The organism is Mycobacterium kubicae (assembly GCF_015689175.1).
Lineage (GTDB): Bacteria > Actinomycetota > Actinomycetes > Mycobacteriales > Mycobacteriaceae > Mycobacterium > Mycobacterium kubicae.
This window is the reverse complement of record NZ_CP065047.1, coordinates 2,702,845-2,717,841: the sequence shown is the minus strand read 5'-3', so window position 1 is coordinate 2,717,841 and position 14,997 is coordinate 2,702,845. Positions and strand designations below refer to the sequence as shown.

Annotated in this window: 13 protein-coding genes and 1 pseudogene; 8 read left to right on the top strand and 6 right to left on the bottom strand. The window is 65.9% G+C overall.

The annotated features are described in order from the left end of the window. Positions 1-5 precede the first annotated feature (5 nt). Positions 6-458 (top strand): nuclear transport factor 2 family protein, encoded by a 453-nt coding sequence (locus tag I2456_RS28470; RefSeq protein WP_085075247.1) that lies wholly within the window; start codon positions 6-8, stop codon positions 456-458. Here the strand turns inward: I2456_RS28470 and I2456_RS12695 are convergent. From I2456_RS12695 to I2456_RS12685, 3 genes and pseudogenes are all read right to left on the bottom strand, one after another. Further along, positions 447-1,729 (bottom strand): annotated as a pseudogene (locus I2456_RS12695) (acyltransferase family protein); the annotation flags it as partial. The gene I2456_RS28470 and the pseudogene I2456_RS12695 overlap by 12 nt on opposite strands. 64 nt (positions 1,730-1,793) lie before the next feature. Continuing rightward, positions 1,794-4,118 (bottom strand): Tex family protein, encoded by a 2,325-nt coding sequence (locus I2456_RS12690; RefSeq protein ID WP_085075246.1) that lies wholly within the window; start codon positions 4,116-4,118, stop codon positions 1,794-1,796. 39 nt (positions 4,119-4,157) lie between these two features. Next, the gene (locus I2456_RS12685) at positions 4,158-4,610 is read right to left on the bottom strand and encodes a helix-turn-helix transcriptional regulator (RefSeq protein ID WP_241007927.1); all 453 of its coding nucleotides are present in this window, start codon (positions 4,608-4,610) and stop codon (positions 4,158-4,160) included. A 118-nt stretch (positions 4,611-4,728) separates the two neighbouring features. On the opposite strand from I2456_RS12685, the gene I2456_RS12680 reads away from it, so the two are divergent. The 7 genes from I2456_RS12680 (at position 4,729) to I2456_RS12650 (ending at position 11,728) form a co-directional block, all read left to right on the top strand. After that, complete coding sequence (locus I2456_RS12680; protein ID WP_169717213.1) at positions 4,729-5,433, top strand: (2Fe-2S)-binding protein; 705 nt, start codon at positions 4,729-4,731, stop codon at positions 5,431-5,433. Continuing rightward, positions 5,328-6,305 (top strand): FAD binding domain-containing protein, encoded by a 978-nt coding sequence (locus I2456_RS12675; RefSeq protein WP_085075245.1) that lies wholly within the window; start codon positions 5,328-5,330, stop codon positions 6,303-6,305. The genes I2456_RS12680 and I2456_RS12675 overlap by 106 nt, the downstream gene beginning before the upstream one ends. Continuing rightward, positions 6,302-8,470, top strand: coding sequence for a xanthine dehydrogenase family protein molybdopterin-binding subunit (locus tag I2456_RS12670; RefSeq protein WP_085075244.1), 2,169 nt, complete (start codon positions 6,302-6,304; stop codon positions 8,468-8,470). Before I2456_RS12675 ends, I2456_RS12670 begins: the two co-directional genes overlap by 4 nt. Before the next feature lie 157 nt (positions 8,471-8,627). Further along, a complete protein-coding gene (locus I2456_RS12665; protein ID WP_241007926.1) occupies positions 8,628-8,966 on the top strand; it encodes a hypothetical protein in 339 nt (112 codons plus the stop codon). Between the two features lie 80 nt (positions 8,967-9,046). Beyond that, positions 9,047-10,483, top strand: coding sequence for a WS/DGAT/MGAT family O-acyltransferase (locus tag I2456_RS12660; RefSeq protein WP_068159007.1), 1,437 nt, complete (start codon positions 9,047-9,049; stop codon positions 10,481-10,483). 94 nt (positions 10,484-10,577) lie between these two features. Further along, a complete protein-coding gene (locus tag I2456_RS12655) occupies positions 10,578-11,018 on the top strand; it encodes a flavin reductase family protein (protein ID WP_390639564.1) in 441 nt (146 codons plus the stop codon). After that, entirely contained in the window at positions 11,015-11,728 is a 714-nt protein-coding gene (locus tag I2456_RS12650) for a pyrimidine reductase family protein (protein WP_068027207.1), read from the top strand. The genes I2456_RS12655 and I2456_RS12650 overlap by 4 nt, the downstream gene beginning before the upstream one ends. Here I2456_RS12650 and I2456_RS12645 read toward each other — a convergent pair. The 3 genes from I2456_RS12645 to I2456_RS12635 all read right to left on the bottom strand — a co-directional run bounded on the left by I2456_RS12645 (position 11,725) and on the right by I2456_RS12635 (position 14,971). Next, positions 11,725-12,210 carry an SRPBCC family protein gene (locus tag I2456_RS12645; protein ID WP_068027202.1) on the bottom strand — a complete coding sequence of 162 codons (486 nt, stop codon included), beginning with the start codon at positions 12,208-12,210 and terminating at the stop codon, positions 11,725-11,727. The genes I2456_RS12650 and I2456_RS12645 overlap by 4 nt on opposite strands. Further along, positions 12,207-13,070 (bottom strand): cyclopropane mycolic acid synthase MmaA2, encoded by an 864-nt coding sequence (mmaA2, locus tag I2456_RS12640; RefSeq protein WP_068159011.1) that lies wholly within the window; start codon positions 13,068-13,070, stop codon positions 12,207-12,209. The genes I2456_RS12645 and mmaA2 overlap by 4 nt, the downstream gene beginning before the upstream one ends. A gap of 104 nt (positions 13,071-13,174) precedes the next feature. Further along, positions 13,175-14,971, bottom strand: coding sequence for a serine/threonine protein kinase PknE (locus I2456_RS12635; protein ID WP_085075242.1), 1,797 nt, complete (start codon positions 14,969-14,971; stop codon positions 13,175-13,177). Positions 14,972-14,997: the final 26 nt, after the last annotated feature.

Here is a 14,997-nt window from a genome sequence, read left to right as displayed (position 1 = left end):
CAGCCATGGAGATGTGGGAGCTGATCGCCCGTGAGCAGATCCGCGACACCCTCGCCCGGTACAACTGGGCGGGCGATGCTGGACGGCTTGACGGACTCACCGAGACGTTCGCCCGCGACGGTGTACTCGAGATCCGCGGCACGGCGGCGCTTTCCGGACGCTCGGAGATTCTGGCGTTCCTCTCCGCGATCACAGAGGGCCTCTCCGGCGCCGGTGGCAGTGCGGCCGGCACCCGCCGCAATGTCGTCCGCCACAACCTAGCCAACGTGCTATTCGATGACGTGACCCCCGTCGAGGCACGCGTCTCGTCGTACTTCACCGTCGTCACGCACATCGGGCTCGACCATTTCGGCCGCTATCGCGACATTTTGGTTCCTCACGGTGACAGGTGGCTGATCAAGCATCGCAAGGTCACCACCGACTGGGCCGCTCCCGACTCGGCCATGGCCCGCCGCTAACCGCGCAGCGGCCGCCGCAGCCAGGAAGCAGCCCAATGCCGTCCAGCCGGCAAAACCGCTCAACCCGTTCTTAGCCAATAGAACCAGCGCGACACCGGCGAGGCACACCAGCGTCCCAGCTGCCACCGACCACCGGCCAGTAGCCCGCACTGGCGCATCCCACCACGGCAAACGGCGATGCTCCAGCGGGGCGAGCAGCCGGAACATCCCGGCCATGACGGCGGCGAAGACCACCGCCCGCAGCCCAAGCAGACCCCAGAACCCCGACGCATGCGGGTCATAGGCGTCGAGGCCGAATGCATGCAAGGAAAAAGCGGCGACCGCAATCGCCGGAATATGCCAGAGATAGAGCGTCATCGCTCCACCGTTGCCGACGGCGACCAGCTGCCATACCCGCGGCCGGGCGGCCCAGCGACGGACCCAACCGGCGACCGCCACAAACGCGCACGACGTCCACGTGCAGTGCAGCGCCAGCAGTAGGGTCGGCGGCGACACGTTGGACATCCGCTCGGCGCCGGTCACGACCAGCGAGACGTCGTAGGCCCCGGCGACGGCCAGCACCAGCTGCCCGGTGAATGCGACGAGAGCCGACATCAGCGCCATCGGGTGGTGATCAGTTGGCGCGCGTAGGCGACACCGACGACGACCGGGATAAGCCACACCACTAGGAAGTTCAGGACCCCCGATTCCGGTGTCCCGACGGCGAATCGGATACCGTCCACCGCGACCGTCGCTACCAGTAGCAATCCGACGACCGTGGTGACCGCACGGCCGCTGCGCAGCCGCGCGCACGCGGGAACGAAGGCGAGTGCCACAAGGTACACCCCGAGGAACCACAACAGCGCCACGCATTCTCGGCCGAGATCGGCAGCGGACGGCGCTCCCAACACCATGCGGACTACCAGCAGTGCGGCTGACCACGCCGCTAGATACCACAACGCCGGCCGACACAGACGTTGCGCCCGCACGAATAACCAAGTGCCCCATGGCGTACCGGCGCGCCAGCCGTATGCTCCCGCCGCTCCCCCGGCCAGGAAGAACAGGGGCATCACCTGAACGATCCAGGTGATGGGCTGCAGCGCGGGCATTTCACCGAGCAGGTTCCCGATGTGCACCCCGGACGAGTCGATGGTGGCCAGCAGCAGGGCGCAGTGCCCGAACATCACCACAATGAGGGCGGCGAGCCGCGCGACGTCGACGGCGCGGTCGCGTTGCGGCGGGGTTTGGGCGGCGAGGCGGCGCGGGTCGGCCATGAGTTGAGCAGGCGTCATGCGACCAGCATGGGGGGCCGCGATGCGCGTCGACATGAGTAGGACTACTCGTCTGGTGCCTGGATCAGCGCCCGAAACCCGCGTCACGCAACGCCTGGGCCATCGATCCGCCCGCGGCCTTCGACGCCCGGCGCTCGGGCTTCTTCTCAGGCGCGCGAGGAGATCGCGACGGCTGACCCGAGCGTCGACCGCGGGAAGCCTGTGGTTCGTCGTTGAGGCGCAGGCTCAACGCGATGCGTTGTCTGTCGAGGTCGACATCGACGACTTTGACGCGGACCACCTGTCCGGACCGCACGATCTCACGCGGGTCGGAGACGAATCGGTCGGACAGCGCCGACACGTGTACCAAGCCGTCTTGATGCACGCCGACGTCGACGAAAGCCCCGAAGGCCGCGACGTTGGTCACCACGCCTTCCAGCACCATGCCGACTTTGAGGTCGGCCACTTTCTCGACGCCCGCGGCGAACGTTGCTGTGGTGAAAGCGGGCCGTGGATCGCGGCCCGGCTTCTCCAGTTCGGCCAGGATGTCGGTGACGGTGGGAACGCCGAATCGGTCATCGGCGAAATCCGCGGGTCGCAGCGAACGCAATGATCTTGTGTCTCCGATGATCTCGCCAAGTGTCACACCCGAGCGGTCCAATATGCGCCGCACCACCGGGTACGCCTCGGGATGGACACCGGACGCGTCCAGCGGATCGTCGCCGTCGCTGATCCGAAGGAAGCCCGCACACTGTTCGAAAGCCTTGGGGCCCAGTCGAGGAACTTGAAGCAAAGCCTGCCGGTTGGTGAACCGCCCTGCCTTGTCGCGATAGGCGACGATGGCTTCGGCCAAGTAGTCGGAGATGCCCGAAACGCGGGTGAGCAACGGAACCGACGCCGTGTTGAGATCGACGCCGACCGAGTTGACCGCGTCCTCGACTACGGCGTCGAGGCTGCGGGCGAGGATGCCCGGGGTCACATCATGCTGGTACTGCCCCACGCCGATCGACTTCGGCTCGATCTTCACCAGTTCGGCCAGCGGATCCTGCAGACGACGAGCGATCGACACCGCGCCCCGCAGCGTCACGTCCAACCCCGGTAGTTCGTGCGCCGCGTATGCCGACGCGGAGTAAACCGACGCACCCGCTTCACTGACCATGGCCTTCACCGGCGGCGGGGCGCCCGCCGCCCGAATGTCGGCGATGAGTTCTGCAGCCAGGGCGTCGGTTTCACGGGACGCGGTGCCATTACCGACGGCGATCAGTTCGACGCCGTGCCGCGCGACCAACGCAGCCAGTGTGGCCTTGGCCGAATCCCATTGCCGCTGCGGCTGATGCGGGAAAATCGCGCACGTATCCACCACTTTGCCGGTGCCATCGACCACCGCGACTTTTACGCCGGTTCGATAGCCTGGATCCAGGCCGAGTGTGGTGCGGGCTCCAGCCGGTGCGGCCAGCAGCAGGTCCTTGAAGTTTTCCGCGAACACCGCGACGGCTTCTTGTTCTGCGCGTTGCCGCAATCGAGTACGGGCATCGACGGTCGCAGAAAACAGCAGTCGGGCGCGCCATGCGAGGCTGACCGTGGTGGCCAGCCACGAGGTCGCCGCGGCCTCGGACGACATGTCGATACCGAGAGTGTGCGCCACCATGGCTTCGTACCCGGCGTCGTGCCCGCCGTCGAAGGTCAGTCCGAGAACTTTCTCCTTTTCGCCGCGAAATACGGCAAGTACTCGGTGCGACGGCACGGTGTCCAGTGCCTCGGTGAAGGCGAAGTAATCGCGATATTTCTGCGCCGCAGCGGAGTTGGCGATTTCCGGCGAGCATGGGGCGGTCCGCAGGCAAGCTTGCGACCAGAACTTGTCTCGAATGCCACCGACGAGTTCGGCGTCTTCTGCGGCGCGTTCGACGAGGATGTGCCGTGCGCCGTCCAACGCAGCGGCCGTGTCGGGGACCTCGTCGCGAACGAAGGCTGCGGCCGCAGCCTCCGGAACAAGGTGGGGGTGGGCGAGCAACCGGTCGGCCAGCGGCTCGAGTCCCGCTTCCCGCGCGATCTGCGCCTTGGTTCGGCGTTTGGGCTTGTACGGCAGATAGATGTCCTCAACCCGCGCCTTGGTCGTCGCGGCCACCAAGGCGGCCCGTAGATCGTCGGTGAGCTTCCCCTGCTCTTCGATGGAGGCCAGCACCGCGCCTCGGCGTTCGTCCAGTTCTCTCAGGTAGCGCAGCCGCTCTTCGAGAGTGCGCAACTGCCCGTCATCGAGGCTGCCGGTGGCCTCTTTACGGTATCGCGCGATGAAGGGCACCGTGGCGCCCTCGTCGAGAAGCCGCACAGCGGCAGCCACTCGGGCCTCTTCAATGGCCAGTTCCTCAGCGAGACGGGCAGTTACGGACTTCACGGTGGCGGTCGGATGCACGCGCAGGACCCTACCGAATACCTGCGACAGAGACAGCAGTCAGCTTCTCAGCGTGTCTGACGGGTTGCGACCGTACGTGCGGCGATACAGCGCAGAGAAGCGTCCGGTGTGGGCAAAACCCCATTGTGTCGCAACCGTTTGCACAGTGGTGGTCGCCGGATCGGCAGCGAGCAGTTGCCGGTGCGCCTGATCGATCCGCACCTTGCGCACGTATTCCATCGGCGAGGTGTTCAGGTGCCGGCGAAAGGTGTATTGCAGCGCCCGAGGGGTGATGAACACGGCGGCGGCGACATCGGTCAAAGCGATGTCTCTGCCGATGTTGGCTTCAATGAAGGCAATCGCCCGCCGCAGCAGCGCAGATTCAGCGGCGCAGCGATCAATCGAGGTCAGTTCCCGCGGCGCGCTGGCGGGGAAAGGCGACTCCACGACGGTGACGCCGTGCCGCTGGAAGCGATCGCGTTCGGGCGTGACAGGGGTCGAGGGAATGCTCAATCTCATAGGCTGCTCCGCACCCGCGTCAGACGCAGGGCCTGCTGCTCAGCCCTCGATGACGTGAACCCTACCGCACGAGGACCGGCCCTTCCCGTCGGCGGCATCTACAGTGGATGCAGTGGAGGACCGAGCTGGCATCCAGCTGAACCGCAGAACCTTTGTCGGGGGCTCCGTCGCGCTCGGCGGGGCCATCGCTGCGAGTGCCGCCGTAGCCGGATCGGATCGCACTGCCCACGATCCCGGCGACAGTCACACCACGGTGGTACGGGCCCAGATCAACGGCGAGCAACGCGAGATCGCCGTCGACAACCGCACCTCGCTGTTGGACATGTTGCGCGAACGCGCCGGGTTGCCGGGCACCAAGAAAGGCTGCGACCAGGGAGCCTGCGGTGCCTGCACGGTGCTGGTCGATGGTCGGCGGATCAACTCCTGCCTGACGCTTGCGGTGATGCATGACGGCGCGCACATCACCACCATCGAGGGTCTTGCCGAGGGCGGCAAACTTCACCCGCTGCAACAGGCGTTCATCGACGAGGACGCATTCCAGTGCGGCTACTGCACGTCCGGCCAGATCATGTCCGCACTGGGCTGCATCGCCGAAGGGCACACCGGGTCTGCGGCACAGATCCGGGAGTCAATGAGCGGCAACATTTGTCGGTGTGGGCGTACACCAACATCGTCAATGCCGTGCAGAGCGTGGCACGAGCAGACTAGCCCGTGTACCAGTTCCACTACAGCAAAGCCGCCGACGAGCAGTCGGCGCTACGGGCCGGTGCGGGCGGCGCTCGGTACATCGCCGGCGGGACCACCCTCGTCGACCTGATGCGGGAAACCGTTGAACGTCCCGAGGCACTGGTCGACATCAATCGCCTGCCCTACACCTCGATCGAGGTACAGTCCGGATTCCTTCGCGTTGGGTCATTGGCACGGATGGCCGATGTCATTGCACACCCGCTTGTGCGCCAACAGTTTCCGGTGATCAGTCAGTCTCTAACGCTCAGCGCATCCGCTCAGCTGCGCAATATGGCGTCTATCGGTGGCAATCTTCTGCAACGCACCCGGTGCCTGTACTTCCGTGACGTGTCCGCCGCCTGCAACAAACGTGTCCCGGGTAGCGGATGCTCGGCTTTGGAGGGGCGCAACCGCACCCACGCAATACTGGGCGTCAGTCGGCACTGCATCGCCACCCACCCTTCGGATCTGGCGGTCGCATTGGTTGCCCTGGACGCCGTGGTGGTGGCTCGAAGCACCGTGGGCGAACGACGGATCCCGATTTCGCAGCTGTACCGCCAGCCGGATGACAGCCCGCAACTGGAACACAACCTGCAGCCAGGCGAACTGATCGCCGCCGTAGAGGTGCCGGTCACCCCGGAAGCCCGTCGGTCCGGCTACCTCAAGGTTCGCGATCGCGAATCCTACGAGTTCGCATTGACATCGGCGGCGGTGGCGATGGATATCGCCGGTGGGGTGATACGTAATACGAGAATCGCGGTCGGAGGCGTCGGCACCGTGCCATGGCGTTTGCCGGCTGTCGAAGCGGCACTACACGGGCGACCCCCGACCCCGGACGTCTTCCGCACCGTCGCCGCCATCGCCGCAGAAGGCGCCCGGTCGTCCCGCGAAAACGGTTTCAAGATAGAGCTCCTCAAGCGCACCGTGGAACGCCAACTCAATACCGTGGCGGCGATGCCATGACGCACGCGCTACCCTCAGCCCATATCACTTCCGGCCAGCCCATCACCCGCGTGGACGGCCAACTGAAGGTGACCGGCAGGGCCGCATACGCCGCCGATAACCACATCGCCGGCGTGGTGTATGCGGTGCTGGTATGCAGCACGGTGGGCTCCGGCGGCATTGAACGCATCGAGACCCGTGCCGCCACCGGGCTCCCCGAGGTGCTTCGGGTGTTCACCGACTTCACGGGCCTGAAGTTGCCCTTCGACGCCCGCCAGGTGTCCTTCTTCGGCCAGCCGGTCGCCGTGGTGGTCGCTACCACGCTGGAGGCGGCGACCCAAGGTGCCTCACTGGTGACCGTGCGGTACGCCGCTCACCCAGCGCTGACGAATATCGATGCGGCTCAAGCGGTGCCGCAGCCGGGGCGTAACACTCGCGACTACGTCCGCGGCGACCCGGAGCACGCGATTCGGGATGCGGCAGTGGTGACAGATCTCGAGTTCAGCATCGCCCGTAACAATCACAATCCGATGGAACTGCCTGCGACCGTTGCCAGTTGGGACGGGGACCGGCTCACCGTCTGGGACAAAGTGCAAAGCATCAGTTCGGCGCGGCAAAACTACGCCAAGGCGTTGGGCATCCCGCCGGAGGACGTGCGAGTGCTCTCCCCGTTTGTGGGGGGCGCCTTCGGTAGTGCGGGCCAGACCTGGCCGCATCAGGTCCTCGCCGCGTTCGCTGCGCGGCGCATGCAACGCCCCGTCAAGCTGGTGTTGACGCGCAAGCAGATGTACAGCGGTATCGGGTATCGACCGACCAGCCGGCAGCGCCTGGCGATCGGAGCCGACCGCAACGGACGCATCGGCGCCATGATTCACGAGGGACGCACGGAGACAGCGAAATACGAGACCTACGAAGACGGCCTGGTCGGCAACCCGCGGTTCATGTATCGGATTCCCAGTGTTCGTTCGACGTATCGCATTGTGCGCCTTGACGTTAACTTGCCAACCTACATGCGGGGTCCCGGCGCCGTCACCGGCATGTTCGCGCTCGAATCCGCCATGGACGACCTCGCGCACCGCCTCGGCATCGACCCGATCGAGCTGCGGATGCGCAACGAACCCGACATCGACCAGACCAGCGGCACTCCGTTTTCCACCAGGCGACTCACCGAGTGCCTCACCGCGGGTGCGGCAACGTTCGGTTGGAACCGGCGCAATCCCGTACCGGCAGCCACCCGCGACGGCGACCGACTGGTCGGAATGGGAGTGGCGGCGGCCGCCTACCACACCTCGCGCAGTCAATGCGCTGCCGCCGCCAAGGTATTGGCCGACGGCACCGCCGAGGTCCGGACGGGAACCAGCGACATGGGACCGGGAACCTACACATCGATGACGCAGGTCGCCGCCGACGCTCTTGGGTTGCCGTTGAGTCGGGTGCGCTTCGCCTTGGGTGACAGCCTCTTTCCGCCGGCGCCTTCCCATTCCGGGTCGCGGACCATGGCCAGCGTCGGGTCGGCGGTCTTCACCGCCACCAGCATGCTGCGGGACAAGCTTATTCGGATGGCCGTGACCGATCCCGCGTCGCCATTGAGCGGCCTGCGCCCGCAGGACGTCACCGTCGCCGACGGCCGCCTGTTCGCCACCGCCGCGGCCGACCGCGGTGAGTCCTATCAGGACTTGCTGCGCCGCCGCGGTTGGCCGGAATTGGAAGCCGAACAGACCTGGACTCCGGACGACGCCGACAAGCGGTATTCGATGTACGCCTACGGCGCGGTGTTCGCCGAAGTCGCCGTCGACTCGCTGCTCGCCACGGTCCGGATCAGGCGGATCTACGCCTGCTACGACGCCGGCCGAGTGATCAATCCCAAGCTGGCCCACAGCCAGGCCATCGGTGGAATGGTGGGTGGTATCGGGATGGCGCTGCTCGAGGCGACCGAACTCGATCACCGCGATGGGCGGATCGTCAACGCGAACATGGCCGATTACCTGGTGCCGGTCAACGCCGACGTGCCCGCCCTGGACGCGACGTTTCTCGCGGCAGAGGACACGATCGCCGATCCCATCGGTGTGAAAGGCCTCGGCGAATTGGTGATCGTCGGGGTGCCCGCCGCAATCGCCAACGCGGTTTTCAACGCCACCGGCAGGCGCGTCACCGATCTTCCGATCACCGTGGAAAAGTTGCTGTAAACGAACTGCGCCGCCTTAAGCTGCGAGTTCACTGGCAAGCCACTTGGTGCCGCGTCGTTGGTCCCCGATGTCGTGTCATGATGATTTATGGCTTTGGGTTCTCTAGACATCTCGCACCGGGTCGCGGCGGGCTGGCCGAGGTAGGACAATCAGCGAGGTGAGCAATGCACACGAGAATGGCTACCGCAACCTCGCGGTGGACCATTTGCGGCCCAACGAGATTCGCTGGGCCCTGAACCACGATGCCGTACACGGAATCGGGTACGCGTTCAAGAACCCGTTGGCCGTCGCCGACGCCAACGACGATCCCGGCGATGACCGCAAGACGTACCTGGTCCGGGTCAAACGCGACGACCTGGTCAAGGCGATGGCCCAGATCAACACCTGGATCACCAGGAACCCCGGCGCGGCCGGTATTGCCGCATACGGCTTTTTGCGCGCGCTGTCCAGAGAGGGAGCTGTCGAGCGCCTCGCCGATGACGAGGATCGTCGTTAGAGGCGCAACTCGGGTCCGCTGCTCTCGAAGAACCTGACCGGGCCTACTCTCGACAGGAAGCGTCCGGGAGGGAGCCGTCTGTGCAACAGCTCAGTTGGACCGATGACATGCTGCTGCGCGCGGAACGGCCGGCGACCCCGCTCCACATTCAGCTCCTGCTGATTTATGACCCGGCGACTGCGCCCGGCGGCAAGGTGACGTTCAAAGGGATTCTCGAGGAACTCGACGCACGCCTGCACCTCGCCGATGTCTTCCGGCGGCGGTTGACCGAGTTGCCGGGCGGACTGCACCAGGCTTATTGGGTCGACGACCCCAACTTCGATCTCGAGTACCACGTCCGTCATATCGGTTTGCCGCAACCGGGCGACTGGCGCCAGCTGTGCATTCAGGTGGCACGTCTGCACGCGCGGCAGATCGACCTGCGACGTCCGCCGTGGGAGATCACCGTCATCGAGGGTCTCAACGCGGTGCCCGGGGTCCCGAAGGGTTCCTTCGCGATGGCGCTGAAGCTGCACCACTGTGCGGTCGACGGCATGGCAAGCGTGCAGATGATTGCGGCGTTGCACGATCTGGCCGCCGACAGCCCCCGCCCCGCCGGACCCGACCGGCACTGGCAACCCGACCCACTTCCCACGACCAGCGACTTGGTCGCGCGCACCGCGATCAACGCCGCCTTCTACCCCCTGCGGGCAGGCAGGGTCATCGCCACCAGCGCCCCGAAGGTGGTCCGCGGCCTGGTCGCGCTGCCGGGCAAAGTGGCCGGCACCGTGATGTCCCGGGTCGCCGGGAGTAGCCCGCCGTCGTTTCCGCCGAAGACGCGTTTCAACCAAGCCGCCTCGCCACACCGCGTCTTCGAGGCCCGTTTTCACGACCTTGCCGACTTCAAGCGGATCAAAGCGCGGGTGCCGGGCGCCACCATCAACGACGTGGCACTGGCCTACGTCGGCGGCGCGTTACGCGAGTATCTGGCCGGGCACGGGGAGCTTCCCGACGAGCCCCTCGTGGCTGCCTGCCCGATCTCCATGCGGGATGCGGCCGACCACAGTGGGCGGGGCAACATGGTGTTCGGCCGGTTGCAGACGCTCGGCACCCACATCGCCGACCCGCTGGAGCGTCTCACCACCATCGCCGAGGAAACCGCCAGCAGCCGAACGGAATCCGAGCACTCCACCAGGTCGCAAGTGCTCGACCTGATCGGCACCATGCCGACATCGCTGCTGGCGATCACGGCGAAGGCGGCCAGCGTACTGCCCTTCTCCGGCCCGACCGTCGCCAATACCACAGTGACCAACGTGCCCGGTCCACCCGATCCGATCTTCTTCCGGGGAGCGCGGTTGGTGCGCGCCACCGGATTGGGCCCACTGGTGGGCGGCCTGAACCTGATCCACGTCATCGCCAGCTACAACGGAACGCTGTCCATCGGCGCCACAGCCGACCGTGACGCCTTGCCGGACCCGGCTCGCTACGCCGAATGCATGGATAAAGCGTTCCAAGAGTTGCTCGCCGCCGCCGGATGACCTGAGCGATTTTGGTCCCGATGGAAAGACTTGACGAGTGACCGAGCCAGACGTCGAACCGTTCGAGAAGCTGGTAGCGCGGCTTAACTACCCGATGTTCGTGGTGACCACCCAAGCCGAAGGGATACCGGCCGGTTGTCTGGTCGGGTTCACGAGTCAGACCAGCATCAATCCGCCCCGGTTCTTGGTCGGTCTGTCCAAGAAGAACCACACTTACCGCATCGCCACCGAGGCCACCCACCTTGCGGTGCATGTGTTCGACCGTGAGCACCTTGACGTCGTGGAACTCTTCGGCAGCCAAACCAGCGACAGGATCGACAAATTCGGCCGCTGCTCGTGGCACCCCGGCCCCGCGGACATGCCCATCCTGGACGACGCGGCCGCGTGGTTCGTCGGTGAAATTTTGGACCGCTTCACCCTCGGCGACCACGTCGGGCACCTGCTGCAACCGGTGGCCGGTGACCCGCCGCACGGATCGGAGGACTTGGTCTCCTTCACCGACGTGCACCACCTTGAACCGGGTCACGAGGCGTGAACGACGCGCCGCGCGTCGGCGTCGTCAGCGGCATCGACGAACTGGCAGCACACTACGCCGAACCCCCGGACGGCGTACGCGCCAACATGATCTTCAGCGCCGACGGTGCAGCGGCGTTCGGCGGCCGGGCCGGTTCCTTGTCCTGCCCCACCGATCAACGGTTGCTGCGCCTGCTGAGAGCATTTGCTGACGTGGTGCTGGTGGGCGCCGGCACCGCCCGCGCCGAGAACTACGGTCCTGTGCACCTCACCGACGACCAGCAAGCCTTCCGAAACCGCGAGGGGCGCACCAGCCCGCCACCGATCGCGGTGGTCAGCCGCAGCGGTGAGCTGCCGAGGCGGCTGCTCAGTGATCCCCAGCAGCCGCCGATCCTGCTGACCTGCGCAACGACCGCGGTGCGCGACGATTTGCCGGAGGACGTGCGAGTGATGGTGGCCGGCGAGGATTCGGTGGACGTGGCCCACGCGGTGGGGCTGCTACGGGAGGAGGGCCTGCGCCGCATCCTGTGTGAAGGCGGCCCGACGCTGCTCGACGAACTGGTGGACAACGACGCCGTCGCCGAGATCTGTGTGACGCTGGCTCCCAAGCTGGCCGCCAGCCAGCCCGTGGGGCAACGCCTGCAGCCCTCGGGACTGGCCCGCCCCATCACGCTGCGACTCGACCACGCCCTGGTGCACGACGACTACTTGTTCTTGAAATACCGGCGCTAACCGCGCGGGTAACCTCGTCGCACGGTCCGGTCGAGAATGCCCAACGTCGCGCGCAGGGCGCCTTCGGTCAACACCGGGAAGATCCCGGCCTCGCGCCACTTCGCGTCGATGTTCGACCAGTCGTAGAACGACGTGACCACGGTGCCGCGGCCGTCGTCGGTGGGTTGCAACCGGTAGCCATACACATGACCGATCTGTGGGCGCAGTTGTCCGAGGATCGTCCATGCGATCAGTCGATCCTGCTCGTACTCGGTGATCGAGACGGTCACGTCGTACCTGCCCAACTCCGGGTAGTCGTTCAACGCCTCCCGGTCCATGTGGACGATGAAGCTGTCGCCTGCGGCTCGGACCGGCTCGCCTTCGGCTTCTTGCAGCATCCCCGAGGAATCGATGGCGACATGGCCCTGCGGGTCGCACAACAGCGCGAAGATGTCCGGGGCAGGGGCCTCGATGGTGCGCTGCACCTCGATGCGTTCGGTCATTTCTGCAAAGTGAACTGGTTGACGTCGATGTAGCCGTCCCGGAACAACTCGGCGCAGCCGGTCAGGTACTTCATGTAGCGCTCGTAGACCTCGTCGGATTGGATTTCGACGGCCTGGTCTTTGCGCGACTCGAGGGAAGCGGCCCAGGTGTCCAACGTCCGGGCATAGTGCAGACGCAGCGACTGCCGGCGCGTCAGGGCGAAGCCCGCCTTGGCCGACTGCTCCTCGACCATCTCGATGGTCGGCGGATGCCCGCCCGGGAAGATCTCCGTTTGAATGAACTTGAGGAACCGCAACAGGCCCATCGTGATCGGCAGGCCGGTGTCGGTCATCTCTTGCCTGGTGAGTCCGGTGATGGTGTGCAGCAGCATGACGCCGTCGGCGGGCAGGATTCGGTATGCCAGGGCGAAGAAGTCGTCGTAGCGGTCGTGGCCGAAGTGCTCGAAGGCGCCGATGGACACGATGCGGTCGACGGGCTCGTCGAACTGCTCCCAGCCGTTGAGCAGCACCCGCCGGGTGCGCTCGGTGTCCATCTCGTCGAAGCACTTCTGCACGTGCGCGGCCTGGTTCTTCGACAAGGTCAGCCCCACGACGTTGACGTCGTACTTGTCGATCGCGCGGCGCATGGTGGCTCCCCAGCCGCAGCCCACGTCGAGCAGCGTCATCCCGGGCTGCAGACCCAGCTTGCCCAGCGCCAGATCGATCTTGGCGAGCTGGGCCTCTTCCAGCGTCATGTCGTCGCGCTCGAAGTAGGCGCAACTGTAGGTCTGCGTCGGATCGAGGAACAGCCGGAAGAAATCGTCGGACAAGTCGTAGTGGGCCTGCACGTCATCGAAGTGCGGCGTCAGTTGCTCGGGCATGCGCGGTAACGCCTTTCTGTGGACCGGAAACGGCCCTCGGTGCATGCCCAATATGCGCCCAGCTAATCCCACTCAGCGGGCTCGGGGCAGGGTATCCCGCATGTTCAGCCGGTCAGCTTCGTCAGCCAGCTGGGATCTTGCATGTTGATGGACTTGGATCCGTCCCATACGAACGGCGTACCGCTGGCGTTGAGGCTCGCCAGCGTCGCGTCGGCGTTGGTGGCTTTTGCTTGAGCGGTGCCCAGGTCGGCGCCGGACTTGATGCAGTTGAGGGCCGAAGTATTGGCACCGCTGGTCTGTGCCAGATGGGCAAGCTCGGCGTCGGTGCGGTCGGAGGCCGCGCCCTCTTGCGGCTGGAAGTCGCTCGCGAAGAGGCCGTAGTAGAAGCTGGTGTAGGCCTTCGGGTCGTTCTGCGCGGCGACGCAGTAGGTGGCTGCAACCGCGCGGGTCGAGTAATTCTTGGTGTGCGACTTGTCGTCGAGGAAGTTGAGCAGGTGGTAGCGCACCGCCAACTTCCTGCCGTTCACCGCGGCGTCGATGTCGGTCGCATATGACCGAATGAAGGCGCCGCACGGCGGACACATCGGTTCGTTGAACACATCGATAGTGTTCGGTGCCGTCGAACTGCCAACCAGCACACCGTCATTGAGAACTTGCAGCTGCACCGCGTCCGGCGGCGCCGCGGAAGGCGACGCTGACGTCGGCCCCGGCGGACCGGGACGGGGCGGATGCACGAGCGCGACGATGAGGGCGCCGGCGAGGGCCAGCACCACGACGACGGCCAGACCGGCCCATAACCACGGCTTGCGCAACAACCCACCGCTCGGCTGCGGCGGCTGACCCCATGGCGGAGCCCCGGCCCACCCCGTCTGGTGCCCAGGCGCCACGGCGCTGGGGGCGGCCGGTGACCACGCACCCGAGGGTGCCGGCCAGGCCGAACCCGGCGGCACACTATGGCTCGACGGTGTGTGGGTGGGCGGTGGATAGAAAGCGGAAGGATTGGCGAATCCCGCTGGCAGTTGTGCCTCTTGGCTGCGTTGCAAGATGTCGCTGGCCCGATCCTGGTCGGGCGTCGTCAGTGCCGCATAGGCGGCTGCGGACAGATCACCGCAAGTCGCATACCGGTCGGCCGGATCTTTGGCCATGCCACGGGCGATCACTTCGTCGAAAGCGACCGGGATGCCCGCCCGGGCGGCGCTGGGCCGTGGGATCGGTTGATGAAGATGGGCTCCCATCGCACTGAGCTGATCGCCCCGGAACGGCGGCGACCCGATCAAGCACTCGTAGAGCACGCACGCCAATGCGTAGATGTCGGCCCGGTAGGTGACTTCGCCGTCACTGAAGCGCTCCGGCGCCATGTAGTACAGAGTCCCGACCGTGCTGCCCAGTTGGGTCAACTTCTCGTCGTTGGTGGCGCTGGCGATTCCGAAGTCGACCAGATAGGCGAAGTCGTTGGCACTGATCAGGATGTTCTCCGGCTTGACATCCCGGTGAGTGACACCGGCGGCGTGCGCGGCGTCCAGCGCCGACCCGATCTGGCGCACTATGGCCACCGCCCGCGGCGGGGGCAGCGGACCATAGCGCTTGATCGTTGCGGCAAGGTCCTTGCCGTCGATCAGGCGCATGTCCACATACAGTTGGCCGTCGATCTCGCCGTAGTCGTGAATCGGAACCACATGCGGTTCCTGCAGACGTCCGGCCGTGCGCGCCTCGCGCTGCATGCGGGCTCGGAAGACCGGGTCGCCGGACAGCGACCGCGACATCAGCTTCAGCGCAACCACGCGCTCACGCACGGTGTCTTCGGCTTCGTAGACGTCGCCCATGGCGCCGCTACCTACCAGCCGTCGCAACCGATACGGTCCGACTTGCGTACCTTCCCGCGATTCCGCGGTGTCACCCATCCCGACTCCTCATCAAGCCATCCACG

What these genes read in the sequence shown, in the direction of transcription:
- mmaA2 (WP_068159011.1), bottom strand. Translation starts at nt 13,070, where the DNA reads ATGCCCGAGCAACTGACGCCGCACTTCGATGACGTGCAGGCCCACTAC.
- I2456_RS12635 (WP_085075242.1), bottom strand. Translation starts at nt 14,971, where the DNA reads ATGGGTGACACCGCGGAATCGCGGGAAGGTACGCAAGTCGGACCGTAT.
- I2456_RS12655 (WP_390639564.1), top strand. Translation starts at nt 10,578, where the DNA reads ATGTTCGTGGTGACCACCCAAGCCGAAGGGATACCGGCCGGTTGTCTG.
- I2456_RS12670 (WP_085075244.1), top strand. Translation starts at nt 6,302, where the DNA reads ATGACGCACGCGCTACCCTCAGCCCATATCACTTCCGGCCAGCCCATC.
- I2456_RS28470 (WP_085075247.1), top strand. Translation starts at nt 6, where the DNA reads ATGGAGATGTGGGAGCTGATCGCCCGTGAGCAGATCCGCGACACCCTC.
- I2456_RS12645 (WP_068027202.1), bottom strand. Translation starts at nt 12,210, where the DNA reads ATGACCGAACGCATCGAGGTGCAGCGCACCATCGAGGCCCCTGCCCCG.